The 18,175-nt window shown below is 45.5% G+C and carries 16 protein-coding genes; 10 read left to right on the forward strand and 6 right to left on the reverse strand.

The genetic code is table 11. From position 1 onward, the window contains the following. Positions 1-144 precede the first annotated feature (144 nt). Together GF401_19560 and GF401_19565 are read left to right on the forward strand one after the other, a co-directional pair. Positions 145-1,020 carry a TIGR02147 family protein gene (locus GF401_19560; protein ID MBD3347258.1) on the forward strand — a complete coding sequence of 292 codons (876 nt, stop codon included), beginning with the start codon at positions 145-147 and terminating at the stop codon, positions 1,018-1,020. After that, positions 1,017-1,883, forward strand: a complete 867-nt coding sequence (locus GF401_19565) for a hypothetical protein (protein MBD3347259.1) — start codon at positions 1,017-1,019, stop codon at positions 1,881-1,883. Before GF401_19560 ends, GF401_19565 begins: the two co-directional genes overlap by 4 nt. Here the strand turns inward: GF401_19565 and GF401_19570 are convergent. Next, positions 1,880-2,155: a DUF4404 family protein gene (locus GF401_19570; protein MBD3347260.1), complete on the reverse strand. Its 276-nt coding sequence runs from the start codon at positions 2,153-2,155 to the stop codon at positions 1,880-1,882. The two genes, GF401_19565 and GF401_19570, sit on opposite strands and share 4 nt — an antisense overlap. A gap of 236 nt (positions 2,156-2,391) precedes the next feature. Here GF401_19570 and GF401_19575 point away from each other — a divergent pair, with 236 nt between their 5' ends. After that, positions 2,392-3,303: an OmpA family protein gene (locus GF401_19575; GenBank protein ID MBD3347261.1), complete on the forward strand. Its 912-nt coding sequence runs from the start codon at positions 2,392-2,394 to the stop codon at positions 3,301-3,303. A 361-nt stretch (positions 3,304-3,664) separates the two neighbouring features. After that, positions 3,665-4,480 carry a methyltransferase domain-containing protein gene (locus tag GF401_19580; GenBank protein MBD3347262.1) on the forward strand — a complete coding sequence of 272 codons (816 nt, stop codon included), beginning with the start codon at positions 3,665-3,667 and terminating at the stop codon, positions 4,478-4,480. Between the two features lie 82 nt (positions 4,481-4,562). On the opposite strand, the gene GF401_19585 is transcribed toward GF401_19580, so the two are convergent. Beyond that, positions 4,563-5,450, reverse strand: coding sequence for an EamA family transporter (locus GF401_19585; protein MBD3347263.1), 888 nt, complete (start codon positions 5,448-5,450; stop codon positions 4,563-4,565). 829 nt (positions 5,451-6,279) lie between these two features. After that, positions 6,280-6,477, reverse strand: a complete 198-nt coding sequence (locus tag GF401_19590; GenBank protein ID MBD3347264.1) for a WYL domain-containing protein — start codon at positions 6,475-6,477, stop codon at positions 6,280-6,282. Between the two features lie 479 nt (positions 6,478-6,956). Here GF401_19590 and GF401_19595 point away from each other — a divergent pair, with 479 nt between their 5' ends. Both GF401_19595 and GF401_19600 read left to right on the forward strand, forming a co-directional pair. After that, positions 6,957-9,389, forward strand: a complete 2,433-nt coding sequence (locus tag GF401_19595; GenBank protein MBD3347265.1) for a T9SS type A sorting domain-containing protein — start codon at positions 6,957-6,959, stop codon at positions 9,387-9,389. Positions 9,390-9,539: 150 nt separating this feature from the next. Continuing rightward, on the forward strand, positions 9,540-9,839 hold the full coding sequence (locus GF401_19600; protein ID MBD3347266.1) for a hypothetical protein: 300 nt from the start codon (positions 9,540-9,542) through the stop codon (positions 9,837-9,839). A gap of 714 nt (positions 9,840-10,553) precedes the next feature. Here GF401_19600 and GF401_19605 read toward each other — a convergent pair. Continuing rightward, on the reverse strand, positions 10,554-11,765 hold the full coding sequence (locus GF401_19605) for a hypothetical protein (GenBank protein ID MBD3347267.1): 1,212 nt from the start codon (positions 11,763-11,765) through the stop codon (positions 10,554-10,556). Positions 11,766-12,293: 528 nt separating this feature from the next. On the opposite strand from GF401_19605, the gene GF401_19610 reads away from it, so the two are divergent. Beyond that, on the forward strand, positions 12,294-12,785 hold the full coding sequence (locus GF401_19610) for a hypothetical protein (GenBank protein MBD3347268.1): 492 nt from the start codon (positions 12,294-12,296) through the stop codon (positions 12,783-12,785). A gap of 56 nt (positions 12,786-12,841) precedes the next feature. Here GF401_19610 and GF401_19615 read toward each other — a convergent pair whose 3' ends face one another. Next, positions 12,842-14,332: a DUF2779 domain-containing protein gene (locus GF401_19615; protein MBD3347269.1), complete on the reverse strand. Its 1,491-nt coding sequence runs from the start codon at positions 14,330-14,332 to the stop codon at positions 12,842-12,844. Between the two features lie 319 nt (positions 14,333-14,651). Between GF401_19615 and GF401_19620 the strand changes: the two genes are divergently transcribed. The 3 genes from GF401_19620 (at position 14,652) to GF401_19630 (ending at position 17,592) form a co-directional block, all read left to right on the forward strand. Next, positions 14,652-15,383 (forward strand): hypothetical protein, encoded by a 732-nt coding sequence (locus GF401_19620; GenBank protein MBD3347270.1) that lies wholly within the window; start codon positions 14,652-14,654, stop codon positions 15,381-15,383. 4 nt (positions 15,384-15,387) lie between these two features. Further along, positions 15,388-16,029 (forward strand): hypothetical protein, encoded by a 642-nt coding sequence (locus GF401_19625; protein ID MBD3347271.1) that lies wholly within the window; start codon positions 15,388-15,390, stop codon positions 16,027-16,029. Positions 16,030-16,326: 297 nt separating this feature from the next. Beyond that, on the forward strand, positions 16,327-17,592 hold the full coding sequence (locus tag GF401_19630) for a hypothetical protein (GenBank protein ID MBD3347272.1): 1,266 nt from the start codon (positions 16,327-16,329) through the stop codon (positions 17,590-17,592). Positions 17,593-17,634: 42 nt separating this feature from the next. Here the strand turns inward: GF401_19630 and GF401_19635 are convergent. Beyond that, positions 17,635-18,175: WYL domain-containing protein (locus GF401_19635; GenBank protein MBD3347273.1), on the reverse strand; the 541-nt coding region annotated here is incomplete at its 5' end.

Consider the following 18,175-nt stretch of genomic DNA (forward strand, 5'->3'; position numbering starts at 1 on the left):
AATCTGCATAAAAATTTTATACAGTAAGATGAAAGAAAGGGCCTGGCAATTTGGTCTTTTCGGGCACATAATTTATTTATATAGGTGCGACCATAGGATTACTGATCCCGACTCGCCAATCAGTGTACAGGCACTCATTAAATAATGTCACTACCGAGCAAAACAAGACGCAGGCTTCCCCGGTTATACCGGTACATTGATTACCGGCAGTATCTCAGTGATCTTTTTGATGTGCTGCAAAGAGAGGACCCACGGTTTTCCTATCGGAATTTTGCCGGGCTGGCAGGATCTACCTCACCCAATTTTCTTCAATTGATCAAAAGCCGCAAGCTTAATATCAGTTCAAAGGCGATGGAATTTCTGGCACAAGAATTAGGCCTTACAGAAAGGGAGTTCGATTATTTTCAAACAATCGTTGCCTTTGATCATGCCAAAACCGCTGATGAGAAGGATGCTTTTTTTCAGAAAATTCTTCGGACCCGGCGATACGAACCGATGAAACAGCTACGGAAAAAGCAGTATGATTATTTTTCACACTGGTACCTTCCGGTCATAAAGGAGCTTGTTGTATCTTCCGATTATCCTGGAGATCCATCATGGATTGGCAGGCGAATTGTGCCGGCGGTCAGTGAAAGCAGGGTTGTCAAAGGTATTACGCTGCTGGAATCACTGGGCATTATCGAAAAGGACCATTCCGGCACAAAATGGGTTGCGGTCGATTCCGTTGTCAGAACATCTTCAGAGGTGATCTCGCTGGCAATTACCAGGTATCATAAATCGGTCATTGCCCTTGGAAGAGACGCTATTGAGCGGTTTAGCGCCGGAGAACGGGATATTCGCTCAGCGACCCTCGGACTCACCGCTGAAGGGTATCGGGAAGTCAAAAAACGGATGGAATCATTCTGGGAAGAACTGCTTGCCTTTGCCGATACACAGGAAAAAACAGAGCGGGTCTATCAGGTAAATATGCAAACGTTCCCCGTATCAAAAAGCCGGAGCAAGAGGAAAGGGAAAGCATGAAATTGCGCTGTCTGATTATTGCTGCATTACTTGCACTTGCCGGCTGCTCCAGCAGTGGACCGGATTCTGTTGCCGGTGGGTCGGGAGCCGGAAATCCCGGCGGAGTGGTGGCATTTTCCATGAGAATCGACTCATCACAGGCTGTCTTCGCCGACAGGGATGAGCTTCCAGTACATCCACTTTCACCCGACAACCGTTCTTCTTTACCGATCATTATCGAGAATGACGACGGACTGAAGTTTATAACCGATCAGGTCTATGTTTTAGTTGATAACATCAGGTTCGTTCTCGGTAATTCCGATCAGGCCTTGTCAATCGACATGGATAACTATGCTCCTCTGTATTTCGATGATGAGTCTTTTTGTCTGGATGGCCCTTTTGTCTGTAATGTTCTTTCCGGAACCGTGGAACCGTCCCTGGAAGAAATAAGAGTTCCTGATCTCCGATACAAGGGCGTAAAAATATCCCTGAAAAAGGATGCCTGTACTGGTGAGTGTGGCCTGCTCAAACCATCAACAATAGAGCTTCGAGGTACATTCCGGTATGAGGGGGAGATGCACGATTTTATTATCAGCGCGGCAACAAATATAACCCGGTTCTACAAGCAGGAGAGCAGTTCCTTTTCTGTTGACGCCGGCACAGTAACCCGTCTGCTGATAGATCTCGATCCCCGAACCTGGCTTGAGGGCGTTACAATAGAATCGTGCCTTGCAAGCGGCCGGCTGCAGTTTGATATCAGTGGAGCGCTTGTGCTCGATAATAAAACCGGACAGGAAAACTGCAGCAACATAGCCGCCGATATCCATACCAATATCGTACAGTCGGGAAAATTGAAGGTAGCAAAAGATAAGCGGAAGAACTAAATTCCCAGATTATTTAATGTATAAACTATTCTTCGGGCAACCTCAGTCAACGTGGGATGAGAGACTTCAAAGTAATCGATTGAGTCGGAGAGCTCATCACGGAGAGAATGGTGTTCCTTTGACGGTCTGGTGTGATCTTTTTCGATGACATTGTTGATTCTATTGGTTAGATCAGATATTTTCTGCTGGGTTTCCGCATTCTCGGTTTCTACTTTCGAGAGTTCGTCGTTAAGGTCTTTCAGTGATCGATCGAGTTCTTCGTTGTTACCCATAGTATCCTCCGGATTTTCATTTCAAGGTTACATTATAAAAATAATTTATACCAATACTTACGGCGATGTATGAAAGGCATTAATGCCTGAAATGCATACCACGATTTTCAGAACGATGATTGTAACGACTCTCTACCGGATCCGTCTCAAAGGGTTGATCATTACCGGCATTTTTACTTTTTATTATTTTATTATTAATTCCTCAGCGTTAGTGGGCTTTAAAACAGGACTTCTCAATGCAGAGACTTCATTATCCATTCCAGGGATCTTTCTTACGATATTTTCTCAGAGCATGGGTGTTCTTTTTTCTTCTTGGTATGACGGCGGGGGCAAAGGAAGATTCATCCACTGCAGATCCACAACAATTGCTCGAGGCAGTGGAAACCTATGTGGACCGGGCCTATTCCAATCTGGGAAAAAATCATATCGGTGAAAGTCGTCTTGATGTTCTGACTGCTTCTTTGTATCGTAAAAAATTCAAAAAGCTCGGTTGGTCATCCACGACTCGAAAGCAGCGGTGGGAAGCCCGGGGATTCTGGTTGAAGATCCGAAAGGCCAGACGGGCAATATCCCGTAAAGAGCGGGCCCTTGTCAAAGAGGCTTTTGCTGTCCTTAAAGAGCAGGGGCCGCGTAATGCTCTTGATTTCCGGAAAAATGTAATTGCTCCGGCAGAAATATCCTATCGTGAATATGCCCGAATCGATCGTGCTATCATACGAGCCATGTACCGAAACAGGGGACAGGAGCCGGATCGTAATCCCGATGCACGAAATTCAAAAAGCAGGCGATTACCCCCCGGTCTTAATCCGGGTAGCACAGTGCTTACGAAGGTTAAATTTCAATCCGGCAGCGCGGAACTGAAACCCGGCGCCCGGACACAACTGGAGCGTTTTGCCCGGATTCTCGTCGAATATCCTCAGGTGCATGCTGAAATACATGGCTATACCGATAATGTAGGTAATGCTGAACTCAACCGGAACCTCTCCTATAAGCGTGCCCGGAGTGTGGTGAGCTATTTAATAAAAAAAGGTGTCAAGCGTTCCCGCCTCAGGGCCGTGGGAATGGGTGAAAAAAATCCCATCGCCGGTAACGATACCCCTCAGGGGAGGGCAAAAAACCGGCGCGTTGAGCTGATTATTCTCGATTGAACCAGGCACTAACCATATCCCTCCACCACGTTATTCAAATCAGCCGAAGAAATAATCGGTGGGGGCGGAAACACATGTTCCGGTCACTTTTTTTTGTTTTTTGTGCTGAAATCGGGCTGAATTCTTGCTGTTGAGGAGATTTTGAAAATATTTTCACAATATCCGGAAATGGTTGCTTATTATGGATACTGCATCCACCCCGATCAAGCGTGTTGCCACATGGAAAATTCTCCACTGGTGAGGTGAGGGCTGCTTGCTTTTCACGCAGAATATGAAAGATCTTGCTGATACTGAAGAATTGCAGAAAATGAAGGATACAAACAAGAAATAATCACCTGCCAGGTAAAGGACGGCATTCTCTATGCGATGGAAGAAAAGGGACATAATCAAGTACTACAAAGACAACGCATTCGCTTACGGTCTCTGGGGCAAGAACATGCATTATGGTTACTGGGATGAGACGACAAAGACCCAGCGTGAAGCGTCGCTTCGATTCAATGAAGTGGTCGCCGAGACGGCAAAGGTAACAAAGGATGACCATGTTCTCGATGCCGGATGCGGAGTTGGCGGATGCAGTATCTTTCTGGCAACAACATTCGGGTGTCGGGTCACCGGTATTACTATCTGTCCCAATCAGGTGGAACGGGCCCGCAAAAATGCCAAAAAAGCTGGCGTTGCCGATCTCTGCGAATTCCATGAAATGGACTATGAGCATACCCGGTTCGACGATAAATCCTTTTCGGTGGTATGGGGATTCGAAAGCATCTGTTACGCCGAGAGCAAGGCTCAGTTTATCGCAGAGTCATCCCGCGTCCTTAAAAGCAACGGGCGCCTGGTCGTTGCCGACGGTTTTGCATCACGGGAACACTATGAAGGCAAAGACAAGAAGCTCATGCAGCGCTGGCTTGATGGATGGTTTGTCAATCATCTCAATACCCCCGGTCAATTTGCAAATTTTGCAAAGGATTCCGGTTTTAGCATAACCGACTACCGGAATGTGACCAGGCAGGCGTTCAAGACCTCGAAACTGATGTTATACGTTTCGCTCCCTTTCCTTCCTCTTCACCTGCTCGATAAAATCATATTTTTCCAGCATCCCTGCGATGCGCTTTATAATCAGTACTTTGCCATGAAAAAGGGATTGTGGGAATACGGGATTTTTTATGCAGAAAAATGAGAAGAGATGCTGTAACAGACCCCTGCAGTGACTTTGGCACTTCGACAAAGACGGATCATCGCCTTTGGACCTTTGGCCATAGCTATTCCATCATCGCCAGCACAATAGCGGCTACAATCAGGACCGCCCCGATAAGGCGGCGGATAAATACCGTTGTGCTGTGTGATTCGGTGTTTTTGAACCAGGAGCCAAGGAGCCATACGACGAGTACACCCCAGATTGCACGGGAGCTGTAGAGAATATTGATGCGGGTTGCATTGGCCTGGGCAAAGGCGGTGAGGCCCAGTGAGATCCCCAGGGCCTGGACTGCGTTGAGTATCGAGGCAGCAGTGAGCCAGTACCATTGAGTCCGGCTGAGTGCTCCCAGGGATTTATGAAAGAAGGGGAGCATGGTACACGACAGGAGGGCAACCGCCCAGAAGAGCAGGGGAAGGAGCCATCCGAATGACCAGAAGGGGGAGAAGTTCCGCACCACGACATCGCAGAGGGCAAAGGATCCTGCTGAAATGAGGGCAAAGCCGATGGACAGGGCAAATTTACCCCTGTTTTCCTCTCTTTCAGCCCGGGGTGGGCGCATGAGCGCCAGGGCGATGACCACCAGTACGGCGCCGATCCATATCCGGCCGGTGAGTCCGATACCAAAGATAAGCCGGGAAAAGAGCGCAACAAAGAGGGTCTTGGTTCCCAGCACCGGTGTTGCAACGGAAACATCACCATTATAGAGAGCAAAGAAATTGGTCGAAATGCCGCTGAGAAAAAGCACTGCCGCAAGCCCGATCTGCCACCATGCCGCCGGTTCCTGAACCGGCTCCCGCCAGACGAGCATGGGCATATAAAGAATGGCCATCGCCCAGCAGGCAGTAAAACTCATCTGCCACGGATCGATCCGGAGCTGCAAAGAACGCTTGATCGCCATGGCTGTAAAGGCATAGAAAAATCCACTCGCCAACGGCAGAAGGGTCAGTAACATGGATATTTATCCTGATGGTTTATTAGTAAACATGGACAATAATTTGAATCATTTGATGGGTTAAAATAGGTTATTGCAGCGAAAGGAAGAAGCCCGGCATCATTTTCATCGGCTGCAGGGTTCGGCTGAAAGGGTTGAGCACCAGGCCGAGTATTTCAAGGGGTACCACATCCACCATTTTCAAAGGCAGAAGCGTACAGGTTGCAGCGCTATCGACCAGAAAGGTGACAGTATTTTTTTATCTGTTGCGCCGCAAAAGAAATTGCTGCCTTGCTATCATTGGGACAGAACGAGTTTGATGTTCATCGATTGCTGGATTCTTGCGGCTGGCTTGCATTTCCGGATGTGCATGCTGACTTTGATCTTGCTTTGCGCATCTTCTCAGGGCGATTAGGACCGCAAGCGATTCAAAGGAAGAAAACCTATTGTCTATAGACAATGGAAAATTGCTCTATGCGTTGATACTGCGCAGTTTTTCATGTATACTTAACACCAGGAACGTGTCCGTTGTTGGAATACCGGTGCGAAAAGCGGTTAAAAAGCTATCCTTGGTCAGTGATCAGGAGGGTTTGTTTTTTCTAATATTAGTGTCAATGAGCCGATTGACAGTACATTTTTCGAGCAGATATCAGGCGTACTCGAAAATTACCGGGCACGGAATTTGGATTTTAGCGGTCCCGAGTATGCCACCATATTCCAGGGGCGGCATCTGTTCGATCTCAGGGGCAGGAAAATCATCGACAAAATAGAATCCGACAGCCGGCATTTCGCAGGAAGAACTATTTCCAAAGGCTTTTATTTCCTTGGAGCGCCCGACGTCACCCCGGACTCATATACGATCATTCTCCGGCAGGATAATTAAAGAGAGGCCCGGTATCGCATGGGCCAGCGTCTTTTTCTTGTGACAGAAGGCAATGACATACCAACTGTTCCCGTTACTGCACAACACTAACGGATCGATTCTCTGCAGCTCGGTATTCTTTCCGGCAATACCGCGGTATTCCAGTTCAATCCGTTTACGCGCCATAATGTCTTCAAGAACAGTCGAGAATTTTTTGCTGAAATCATCTGTTGTGCCAAACGGGCTGAAAAAATCACCGATTTAAAAGGCATTAAGGACCATAAAAAGATCATTAACTGGTGGATGCATCCGGATAAGAGCGAACGGAATGGCGTTTTTACATTGTGGTGTAAAAAGTTCATAGGGCAGTCAACTGGTCAGGTTAAACTCATTTTTATACTGTTTCTAAACCCTCTATAATGTAATAGTGTCAAGGTGCATTGCATTGTTCTCAAAAAGCCGATCCCGATCATCCAGGACTCTTTTTCCTTGTATTAATAGCGCTTCAATCCGCCATATAATGACGGAATGCGCAGAATATTTACTTTGCCTGGGGAAAAAAGTCAGAGTCAGGATGCCGCCAATAAAAATTGAACCTTTCCGCGTAATAATGCGACTGAGATAGACAGACGCAACCTACCAGACCCTTTAGAAGGAGCGATCAAATGAAAAAAGCCATTCTTTTCACCAATGCGATCTGTTGCTTTTTTGTTGGTGCACATGCAATCGGAATGCAGCATGGATTGTTTCGAAGCCAGTCCACCCAGGGAGCGCCCTGGCAGGGAACTGCAACCATTGTCAACGAACAGTATCATATCACGGTCCATGCGGACTATCTGGACGTGGAACTGGCCTGGACGATTGAAGTTGGAGGAAACGAGCCCGACTCTTTCAAAAACGCACTGGAGATTGTGGGAAATCTTAACCTGGAAGACAAATCGGTTGTGGTGGGAATGGTCACCTGGTACAAGGACATGATACTCAAGGCAAAGCTTAAAACCAATGACGTCGCCAGGGAGCAGTATGAGAATGTCGTGCAGCGAAGCTCGGATGTGCCGCCTCCGCCCCGTGATCCCGTGCTGCTGGAGTGGATCTGGGATGACAACTACGACATCTCAATATTCCCCGTGACATTCGGCCAGACCAGAAGGGTGCGTATTCGCTACCTCATTCCTGCTTACTGCAGCAATGGAGTGAACAAAATCGCCTATCCCCATGCGTTTACCGATCATGCGCAGGTTTTGATCAGGAAAGGCCCCGGAGTCGATTCCTATCGGGTGGAGACACCTTCGGCTCAGAACATTTTCGAAAACCGTTTGTACGAATCACTCTCCGGCGCCGATTATAATTTTGAGGCTCACGGCCTCAGGCACGAAAAGAGAATTTCGCACATTATACCAATTCTTGCCCAGGCGCACGAAGGGTCACTATTCTATGAGGGAGATTTTTCCACCTCAAAATTCAGCGGACAAATGCTTCATGTCACTACAATGAGCGGCCAGGAGGCATTGAAGAAGAGCATTATCGGCCATGACTATGTGATTTTGTGGCGATGGAACCATCCTCAGATACTGGAAAAGTACGCGCGTCAAATTGTGGAGCAGTCCACGCTCCTTCAGGAGTTTCTCGAAAACCTTGATGCGGCGCACATGAGAGCCGCGTTGATTATCGACAAAGAGGGGGGCGAGCGGATTACCTTCTCTCTCGACACAAAAGGAGGCCGTGAATATAACAGGATGATCGCCTGGCTTACCGAACTGAGCAGACGGGAAATCGTTGATCCGCCCATGAGAGATACCCCGCGCACACAGGACATTCCCTTTGATATCCAGCAGGCCTTTCAGGAGTTTCAGAATGCCTTGAAAGCTGCACAAGAGTTGTTTGACACACAACGCACTTCACTCAAACACTTGTTGATTCTCTGCGCCGGCCCCCGACTTGTCACCAGCTCTATTGCAGATCAGACAGTGGAGTGGGACGGGCAGATCGATGTGAGCATGCTGGAATCCTCTGTTTTCAGCAACGGCTCCCCGGCCCCGGATCCCGGATTGTCCACACATCGAGCCTATTGGCCCGGTGTCAATATGAAGCAGTTTCTGCACACGCACCGCGCAGACATTCAGGTCTTTGCCATGGTGGGCAACGGTGTCGACACGAACCGGATCGCCGTAATTGCGGAATCAGAGGGTAGTTCCTACTGTCAGCCTGTCGGCTGCCGTCAGATGCACCTCTACTCAAACCGTCCGATGAATAACCAGATACAATGGAGTGTGTATCGAGGAGACGATTTGATTGCAGAATATACGGAAACACCGCAGATCGTGCCCATGGATGACGGCATGCAATATGCACGGCTTATCGGCTCTTCGCCGCACCTCACGCCCCTTGCTCCGGTCATGCCCTCTTCCATGGCTTCAACGCTCGGATTTGTCGATGAAAAATATTCGCTGGTGGCTCTGGAAGAGGACGCACTTCCCCCCTCTGTTGTCCGCCGTCTCAGAGACAACGGAGTGCCGCTTCTGAACAGCGCGGATATTTTTCCTGCCGCCGACCAGCGTGCGGACATTCCTGTCGCGGAATGGCTTTATGTCAACCCGCCCGAACCGATGACGGAGTATGTGTGCGGATTGAATAGAGAGATAATACCAGTTCCCCTTGGCGCTCCCGTGATGTGGGCGCCCGAGGACGTTGACATATTCGTAGTGCCGGATATGCAGCCCGCTCCGGCCCGGATCGCTCCGCCGCAGGCACCGATAATGTATGCTGTCGATCCCGAAGCCTATGTCGACTACGAGTCCGCACTTTTTGCCGCACCTCCGGCCGCTCACGTGCAAACAGCCGGAGGCTTTGAGTGCTTTATCATCAATAGCAGTCTCGTAATCGAGTCCGGTGCATTATCTTCCGGTACAAAAACTGATTTACAAATAGTCCTCTACGATCTCTCGGGACGTGTTGTGCGCCGATGGAGCTTTGCCGCGAGTTCGTCACGGAACCGGCTGATCGTTCCGCTTGAGAACACAGTGCTCGGTCGGGGCACTTATATTTGTCGCATTACAGGTGCGGACAAGCCGATGAGCCGAAGGTTCGTTACCAGGTAGCGGCAAGGAATACGGCAGAAGGTACTCCACGCTAAAGGCTTGCTATAATTATGTCTATAGACAGAATGGCAACGGCGCTGCATTCAAACAACTTGGTTACATTGTTGAATCATTCGCTATTAATGCTCCCAAAATAGCATGAGCCGGAATGTGAAACTGAAGAATATCAAGCCCGAGGAGGTTTGGGGAGCGCTTGAGGAGATACTCTCGAATTATGAAATAAAGCTTCCAGGAAAGGGGCATGGCAGAGAGGAGAGGAAAACCGGTATGGAAAATCAGAAAAAGGCGTTTCGGCTGCTCTTTGTTTCGTTTTTTACTGTATCTGATATCTTCCGGGTCGACCTTTTATCCGCAGCATGTTTCTTTAAACCGGTCTTCACTTTGGCAGGTTTGGCACGTTTGGCGTGTTTATGGCCGGTTTCGAAGGCAGTTGATATGCCGCTCCTCTAAATTTAGCCGCTTAATACAAACTTTCCTCTTGACAAAGCTAATTGATCAAGTCAAAAATTAAATGGGTTGCCGCTTCCATTCTGCATCCTATTGCTTTCGGCTGCAAACAAAGGAAGATGACTGATAGTGTGTATGTTTCCCGCATACCGGAGCCAGGTGCAAAGATGGGACTTCCAGTGATGCAAGGGGCCGTGGAGCGTGTTCCGGGCATGGGGGAGTGGATTGTTGGGAATGCAGGTGCAATTTACAAAAAAAGGATAGATTATGTCGCAAAAAGAAAATCCGATTTATCATGCGGGATATGACTTCATATCCACCGAACCCGGAAAATATAAATCCAAGAAGTGTAATGTCTGTGGTACGAAATGCAATGTCAAGAGGGATTCAGATGGAGCGACATCATTTGCGGGAGCATGGGCAAGGGCTCGTGGACATGTTTAAAAGAATTTGCAGGATGTTTTTACCTGCCCGAATGCAGGCAAGAAGTGGCATGATAAAACATACAGACTTGCAGAGCAAATGTATGGCACGCAAAGCAAGAAGGTTAAAGCGTTGATTAAGGAAGATCTGGATGAGTCAACTTATGTCATCTATTGCAGCATCACCTCAGAATCAAGATGAGATATTTGAAAATGCAGTTATCACTACTTTAAAATGGATGACCGGGCGTTGTTCCGATCCTGATTCCGGCATTTGTTCCTCTCTATCCAGTCATCATCGGCCCATTCGGTCCGTCGTTTTGCGAATATGCTCGATAACCTGCTTGGCAAGGTCATCATCAATCCCCGCAGCTTCGGCAAGCGCATGCAGATCGAAAGATTTCTTTTTGTTATGGTATGGAAGGAAACTTCTGATGAATGAGTTGATTTTATCTAATTCCTTCTGGTGCTCTGGCGATACCGGTTCAGCAAAGGTCTTCTCATAAGGAACCAATTCAGGTTCTGTCTTGAAGATCTCTTTCGCGGTGAATATCATTGCCATTGTGGCCCTGATCTCAGGCGTGTGAGGCACTTTGTTGCCTGCTGTCTCGAATGCTTCGATGATCTTCGTGTAGCCACGGTCGGTCATGGCGGTAAAGACCAGCCGTTTTCTTTTCGCGTGATAGAAGCATACTGAAAAGTGCGGATGCGAGCTCCATCGCTTGAGCTGAAGCCGATACACTGGGTGTTTCTTCGTAATCACGAACTGCTCCGCGTATTTCTCAGGAACAAAATCCGCATCATGGAATTCCGACTTGTTGAAAACAACAAGATCCTTTCCATGCACTGCAAGAGGGATCTCGCCGCCACGCCAGAGAAGCATGAAGGGGATTGGATCTTTTGCGAGTATCTCAGGTATTGAATTCAAGAAATCAGCCGAATGCCCCAATTGACGGGCGAAATACAAGAGATCAAATGGCTGCATGCTTCGGAAATAGGCAAGATTGCCGTAGGTCTGCCAGCACTCTCCGTTGAATCCAACCAGAAGAAGTAACATCTGTATGGGACCGTGCTGATCGAGGATGTTCGCAATTCCCGGCGAATGGAGAAGAATCTCTTCGCCGATCAATTCATCGGTCATTACAAAGAAATCCCGGTCGGGCTGTTCTTTAATAGTAAAGAATGAGAAACGCCAGGGATGCTCGGTTTGGAAGGCAAGCCAGCTCAGTTCATCTTCGGAGCGATCATTGAGCAGACCACGCTCAAGATAGGTCTGGGCAAAGCCGCCCTCCCGAAACAGCCGATGAGCGATATACTGCGATGCAATCATGAACGGCCAACGTTCAGGCATCTTCTGTATCACCTCACGAAACTCTCTAAGCCTGCGAGCCATGATCGGATTCAGCCGCTCATGCTCCGCGCAGTAGTTGATAAGGAAATCGTCAACGAGCGATTCTGAGATCGAACTGCTTTGTTTGCAGTGGGATCTGATCTTTTTGAAGTTCATTACGGAGACCTTTTTCCGATTGATGTTATAACAAAAAATCTCAATAATTATCCATTTTGCGTATTCTCGTCGGTTCGGCAGGTTAAAATTGTTTCATTCGGCTTGACCACAAGCGACAGAGCGATTTTTAAATAAAATAAATCAGGGTGCCGAACGGCGATTGTTTGATCACCGAAAACATCATACCACTGCTCGAATGGTAGTTGGCTGGTAATTATTGTAGGCCAAAATTGCCCACAATCGCCGTTGAACGGTGAAATTTGATTTTCAGAAATAATACCGTTTATTAGAAATGATGGCTATGTATTGTACAGGATTGTTTGCCGGATTTTATGTGGATAACCGCTTTTATTTACCGCTATTTTTTAAATTGAATAAAAAAAATACATTTCAATTTGAGTCAAATTCATCATACTTTTTTTATGGGGGGATAAAATATTGATCTAAAATTATCTGGCGACAACTATTGTCGCATTCTTCCTCTATTTTACCTGCGAGAAGCCATTTGAAATTTCGCAGGAAAATAGCATGACGCTTAAAGGTATCCATAAAAAAATCAAATCTGCCCGGCAAACACTCAAAGAAATCAATCCTTCGATAGAATGCTCTATTGTTGCAATGTTCGGCACGATTCAGTTACCGTTAAGTGATTTGCATGCCGGTAATACAACACTTTTTTTCCATAAGGAGATTTTTGAACCGTCTCAGAGAATCAGCCGTTTCACTGCAAAGGCGCGGGATCTCGACAAGCTAGAAAGAGATAAGGAAAAACTGCAGAAGAGAAAGCTGATTGGGGAAAAAACGCGCAGAAAAATGGAAAAAATCGCAAAGATAACAGGGGAACAGAGGGCTTTTCTTGAACATGCATTGAATACAATCGAATTTACTGAGCCGGAACTTGAGCTCAGGTTTTATGATCTTGATATAGATGAAGTCCAGAGGCTGAAGGTGCATCCTGAAATTGCAGAGTTGAATTCTGAAAATGTATCACAAGCGAGTATACGGGTTGTAATAGGATAAATGTTCTCAGAAATACAGCCCTGGCTATGCGAACAGCTTTATGAAAAATATGGTTTTTAATTACTCGATACAACATACAAAACCCTTAAAATCTCGACCATAGCCAGCGTATCCAGCTTGCAGTATTCCTGCAAAGCGGCATATACCTGTTTCCATTCTTTGCCGTCAATCTGATTGTCGTACCACAGCTCTGCCTGTAAACTCGCAGTCGTGCCTTCCTGGATTTCAAGCTCATTATACGACAATTTCGGCGCCAGGGCAGGGAGGACATACTTCAGGCTTGCACTGCCGTGCATTTTATGATGAGCATAATGGCCGTTTCGAAACGGCACGATGAGGTCCCGCATCCGGGGAATCAGGGACAGGAGCCATTTCCTGTATTTCGGGAAATCATCAGCCATCGATTGAATACACCTGATCTCGAATGACTGGTTGAATGCGACAATAGAGCCGGTATCACCGAGATGCTTCTGCATTGCCTGGATAAGTCGTTCGCGCGGGTCAGAACGATCGGACGGAAGAAATTCGTGATGCGCGCAGGGGCCGCAGGGCTTTTTCTGGACATGGAGCGAAAATTGAAAGGGAATATTCTGCCACGGACGGGAGTTGTCAAACAGTGGGACCGCACAACTTACAGTTTCAAAGTCGAAATGGTAGAGGGGATAATCCAGTTTTTCAAGAAAAGAATGCAAACCTGCCTTGTTTATTACCGGCTTTTTACGCTTAACCGATTCGACAAAGGCCTGGTTCCGGTCGGATAATAGAACTGTTGCAGGAATATCTTTCAGAAGTGTTATCCCCATTTTTTCGAGCTGTGCAATTGTTTTCTCGGCGCGGCAAAGCTCACCTATTGCATACTCTGGTCCCGGTTTATTGCAATGATCAGAATATGCGCAGATATAGGGCTGCGAACAGTGGGGGCCCGGTTCGATTGCCGGCTCATTCTTCTGCGCCATTATACGCAGAAATCCGGCTGCATTTTGCCTGACTTTTTTGAGATCTTCTTCAATTTCTTCTGTGATGTCTTCGGCGACTAAAAGCTCCCTGGGGACAATTTCGCCTTTGCGAACATACTCCCTGTTACAGTGCATGAGAAATGCTTTCCGGATTGGAAATCCTGCGCCTTCACAACAGTATTTCTGAACAGCAACATCCGGATAATGCTTTTTCTTGTTGACCGAGTTGCTGCTTTTGACTTCGTACAGGTCCCACAGGTTCTTTTTTCCTCTCACCCGTTTGAAAATATCTATCCGGCACAGGATTTTATCATAATCGACGGTGGCTTCGAAGATAGCCGGAACGCCCTGCCCGGCAAGCTCGCCGGTTTTCCGGATCGCCGATGCCAGGTTATCAGATGGTTCATTGACAAGCACCCCACCGGGAAAGAGCGATTGTGCGTGCTCCCCGATCCGATGACCGATATCGAATATCCGCCGGGTAGCGGGATCGATTCCGGCTGCTTCATCCGGAAAATTAACCCCCATCCAGAGGATTTTCGGACATTGTATCCCCGCTACGTATCTGGATTTCGACAGACGATGTGACATGAATCCCTCCTTGTAATAAATAGCCTGGCTTTATTATACCGCTCCTGTTCGATTTTCTTAAAAGAAATCTACTGTTTCTTTGCGACAATAATTGTCGTGTTGGGATAATATATTTTACCTGTATACAAATAGGGAAAAAAGGCTGGTTTGCCGAACCCATAGAATTAGCAAAAAATGACACTTCTGTCGGAACAGGGGTTTATTATAGAATTTATGTCATGCTACAAGATTTAGAAGTATTCTCTATACTATCGCGTGAAGGACCTAAAATGAGTAAAACTGCTGTTGGTATTTGAAATTTTAAAAAGGAAAGGAAAATATGTACAAGGCGATTGTAAATGGAAAGGTTCGTAATAATTTTTCGTTTTTTGAAGAGGGGAAAAGCTGGCGGACGTTTTATAAAGAAAGAGAGGATTTCCTGACAGCCGCCATAATATCTCGTTTGCTCTATCTGCCATCTGAAGTGGTATGGCGAATAATCAAATCCAATATGAGCAATAAAGCTTCTTCATTTTTGCCTGTACACCCGGGCAAGATAGATGATTATCAATTCTGGCCTCGTTATTGGTTGGGTGGAAACTATGTTGAACCGGATTGTGTTATCCATTTTGAAAATGTGGCGATTATTATCGAAGCCAAATTATCAGATTCTTCAATGAATCAAAGCTCGGATCAACTGGTTAGAGAATACAATGCTTATATCGAAAACAGAGCGAGAGAGGAACAAAGGCCTGTGCTTATTCTGGCAGTTGGCGGTTTAGATTCAGACAGAGAACAGGAAATTGATGAATTGATTGGAGCTGTTAATGAAAACCTCAGGGCCAAAGGTCGTAATGATTTTCTGGTACATGCATTACCATGGAAAACCCTGAGAGATTCACTTAATAATTTGCCGGTTCCTGACGAAGATGAAAAACGTTTTTTAATAGAAGATATTAAAGAAATATTTGATTTTCATGATATTAATTTGCTGGCTGATATTTCTTGTGTAGTAAACTTTTGTAAAAAAATATCAATTGATTTATCCGTACTTTCACTAATGAGAGGGTAATGCTATGACTTTTGAAGAAGAAATTAAATATTCACTTATTGAAATACGCAAAGCATACAGGGCTCTTGCGGTATATCATCGTTTCTGTCTGGATTTGTGCAAAAAAATTGATACCATGTTGAATACTATTATAACAACAGGCATGACAAATTATATGTGGGATTCCAATGTCGGCAAACCACCCCAGAGTGGGGACAATCTTCATAAATCAAAAGCCGTGGCATTTTTGCCGCTTTGGGATTTTGTTCGTCTGCTCTTGCCGGAAAAAACAGATCGAAATTATCCCATTATTGAAAAAAATGATTGGTTATTTGTTATGAGATTATCCAGCGATACCGGTTTTGAAGGTGACATGAATAAGGACGTTAATGTCGATTTGCTTAAAGATCCTGAAGAATGTGAAAGCACACTGAAATTGTATATTTATTATGCTAATGAAACCGTTCAATGTGATTGGAAAAGATTGTTTTCGCATAATGAATGGCCGAAAACAGGAGTGAAAACGTTTGTAAAACAAGCCCCAGAAATTTTGGCATATTCTGAAAAATACCACCTTAGTGAATTAACCGACGACAGCCGGATTAAAATTAAAGTGTCTGAGTTTTTAAAAGGGGCTAAAAGAGAATTGAACGTTGTTTTTGGATAATTTTCAATAAGGCGAACTGAGGATCTAAACTCAATGCTGGGAAAGTTATAAGAAAGTAATTCAATGCTGAAAATTTTGGTGCATTAAATCCGGAAAGCAGCAATTGAGGTAATAACTTCGCCCCACGTTTTTAATATATTCTAATAGTGACGACACTTTTTGTCGCCAATAATTTTTATATTCTCCATACAGGTACACTTTATAGCCAGAGCATATTCGCGTGCGACTCAACGTCACGTTTCTGAATATAATTAATATGGCTAAATTAACATATTCAACTACGCGGCCTGAAAAAATATGTGCAAATGTCTTTGTAAAAACAATCAACTAAAGGCCTCTTTTACAATTTTTGAAAAAAGAGATACGATATACAGACTATCATCATGGGAGGCTGGACTTGCAATCGAACAGTTTAACAAAAATATTGGATACTGGTCACTTTATACGGGTAATGCCGATTATCTTCTGAAAAATGCAGAGTTTGATATGGAAAATACAATTGTTTTCTCAAAGATAATAAACACCATACCAATCCATTTTCAGAGTTGTGCAAGCCGGGCTACTTTTCTGAGGTTCACCTTATTAATGATTATGCGAAGGGCAGCGGGTTTCTTTGATATTATGAAAGATAATCCTGCTCTGGCGCTATTGCTGGCTTACAAGGTGGCCCAAAAGGTAATAACCATCGATACTGCGGCCAATCTTGTTTGGCGGAAGCGCCATGAATTACTAAATGCGATTAATGGTTCCTGTTCAGAGGCCGAGGTAAGAGCACTTGGAAGGATTTCTTTCAATACATTGAAAATTGAAAACCTTTTATGGCTTAATCTTTTTGTACAGCAAAAAACAGGCTATTTAAAACACTTCAGCCAATACTTAACCGTTGATATGCCGATTGAAATGCTCTGGTTTGTTATTGAATATCCCGGATTATTTGCGTGCCGGTTTTTTAGGCGGCTCCATAATAAAATGAAAAAGAAGCTTAAAGAAAATAGTATGTCTATATCAATTTTCTGGCAGACTCTTTTTAGCAAAAACATAGTGGATACGTATACTGAGGCTGTTTTTCTGGGAAAGGCCCTGCATATTTCAGATTATTCAAAGAATATTGAGCGAAAAAAAACACTAAAGAGCCTCCATAAACTTACTGACAAGTGGGGACGGTTACTTAAAAAATGGCACCGGCAGCGGATAATAGATTCTGTTAAGAAACAAGCGGAGAAATCCGCTTGCGATAATGATTTTCCGCCTTTTCCGTTGCCTGCAAATTTGCATGTGGAACCTATAACGACATTGCATGATTTATGTAAAGAAGGTGATGAAATGAATAAATGTATATCGTTTTATGAAGATGATATTTATTCAGGAAGCGTGTATTTCTATCGTGTACTCTTTCCTCATCGAGGCACGCTAATCATTGACTTAACGAAGGAGTCCCCTGTAATAAGAGAATTTACAATTAGCACAAGCTGTTGTCCTTCTCCGGAATCACGCAGAGTCGTTGAAGAATGGATAAATTCCGGGTTATATTGGATGAAAGCCAGCAGTAATAATGGTAATTAAGGTTTAATGTTCAATATTCGGATTCCTGTGGTATTTTTTTTGTCAATATATTGAGACCATATGTCTTCCGAGAGCCCTTAGTTTATCCTTAAGCGCTTTTGGCTTTATAACCGTTGCACTCTCACTCCAGCCAAGCACCCACTGGATAAGCTCCCGGTCAACAGGAGCATCCATGGTGAGGATTACATCACCATCTTTATCGACACGCGTTTTCTGACTGGCATGAAACCGTCGTTCATTGAGGATCAGTTGGAAATAATAGGGAAATTTGATCATGATTTTCTGCGGTTTGGGCACGTCTTCATCTAAAATGCCGAAACTTTTCGAAAGACGGTTCTGGATCCGCCGGATCCTTTTTTCACCAACAGTAAACGTTTCATCGAGCAGTTCCGCAGAGACGATTCGACATAATTTAATGTAGTAATCACGGTTCTCATGCCTTTCCGAAATGCAGATAAAGTACAGCTCCTGTTTGAATAAGATGAGCTTGACCGGGCAGATTGTCCGCTCCACCGGATTGTCATGGTCCACGGTCCGGTATGTGATCCTGAGCTTTTGTCGCCCGGCAAGTGCAGTGCAGAGA

This window comes from Chitinivibrionales bacterium (assembly GCA_014728215.1).
GTDB lineage: Bacteria > Fibrobacterota > Chitinivibrionia > Chitinivibrionales > WJKA01 > WJKA01.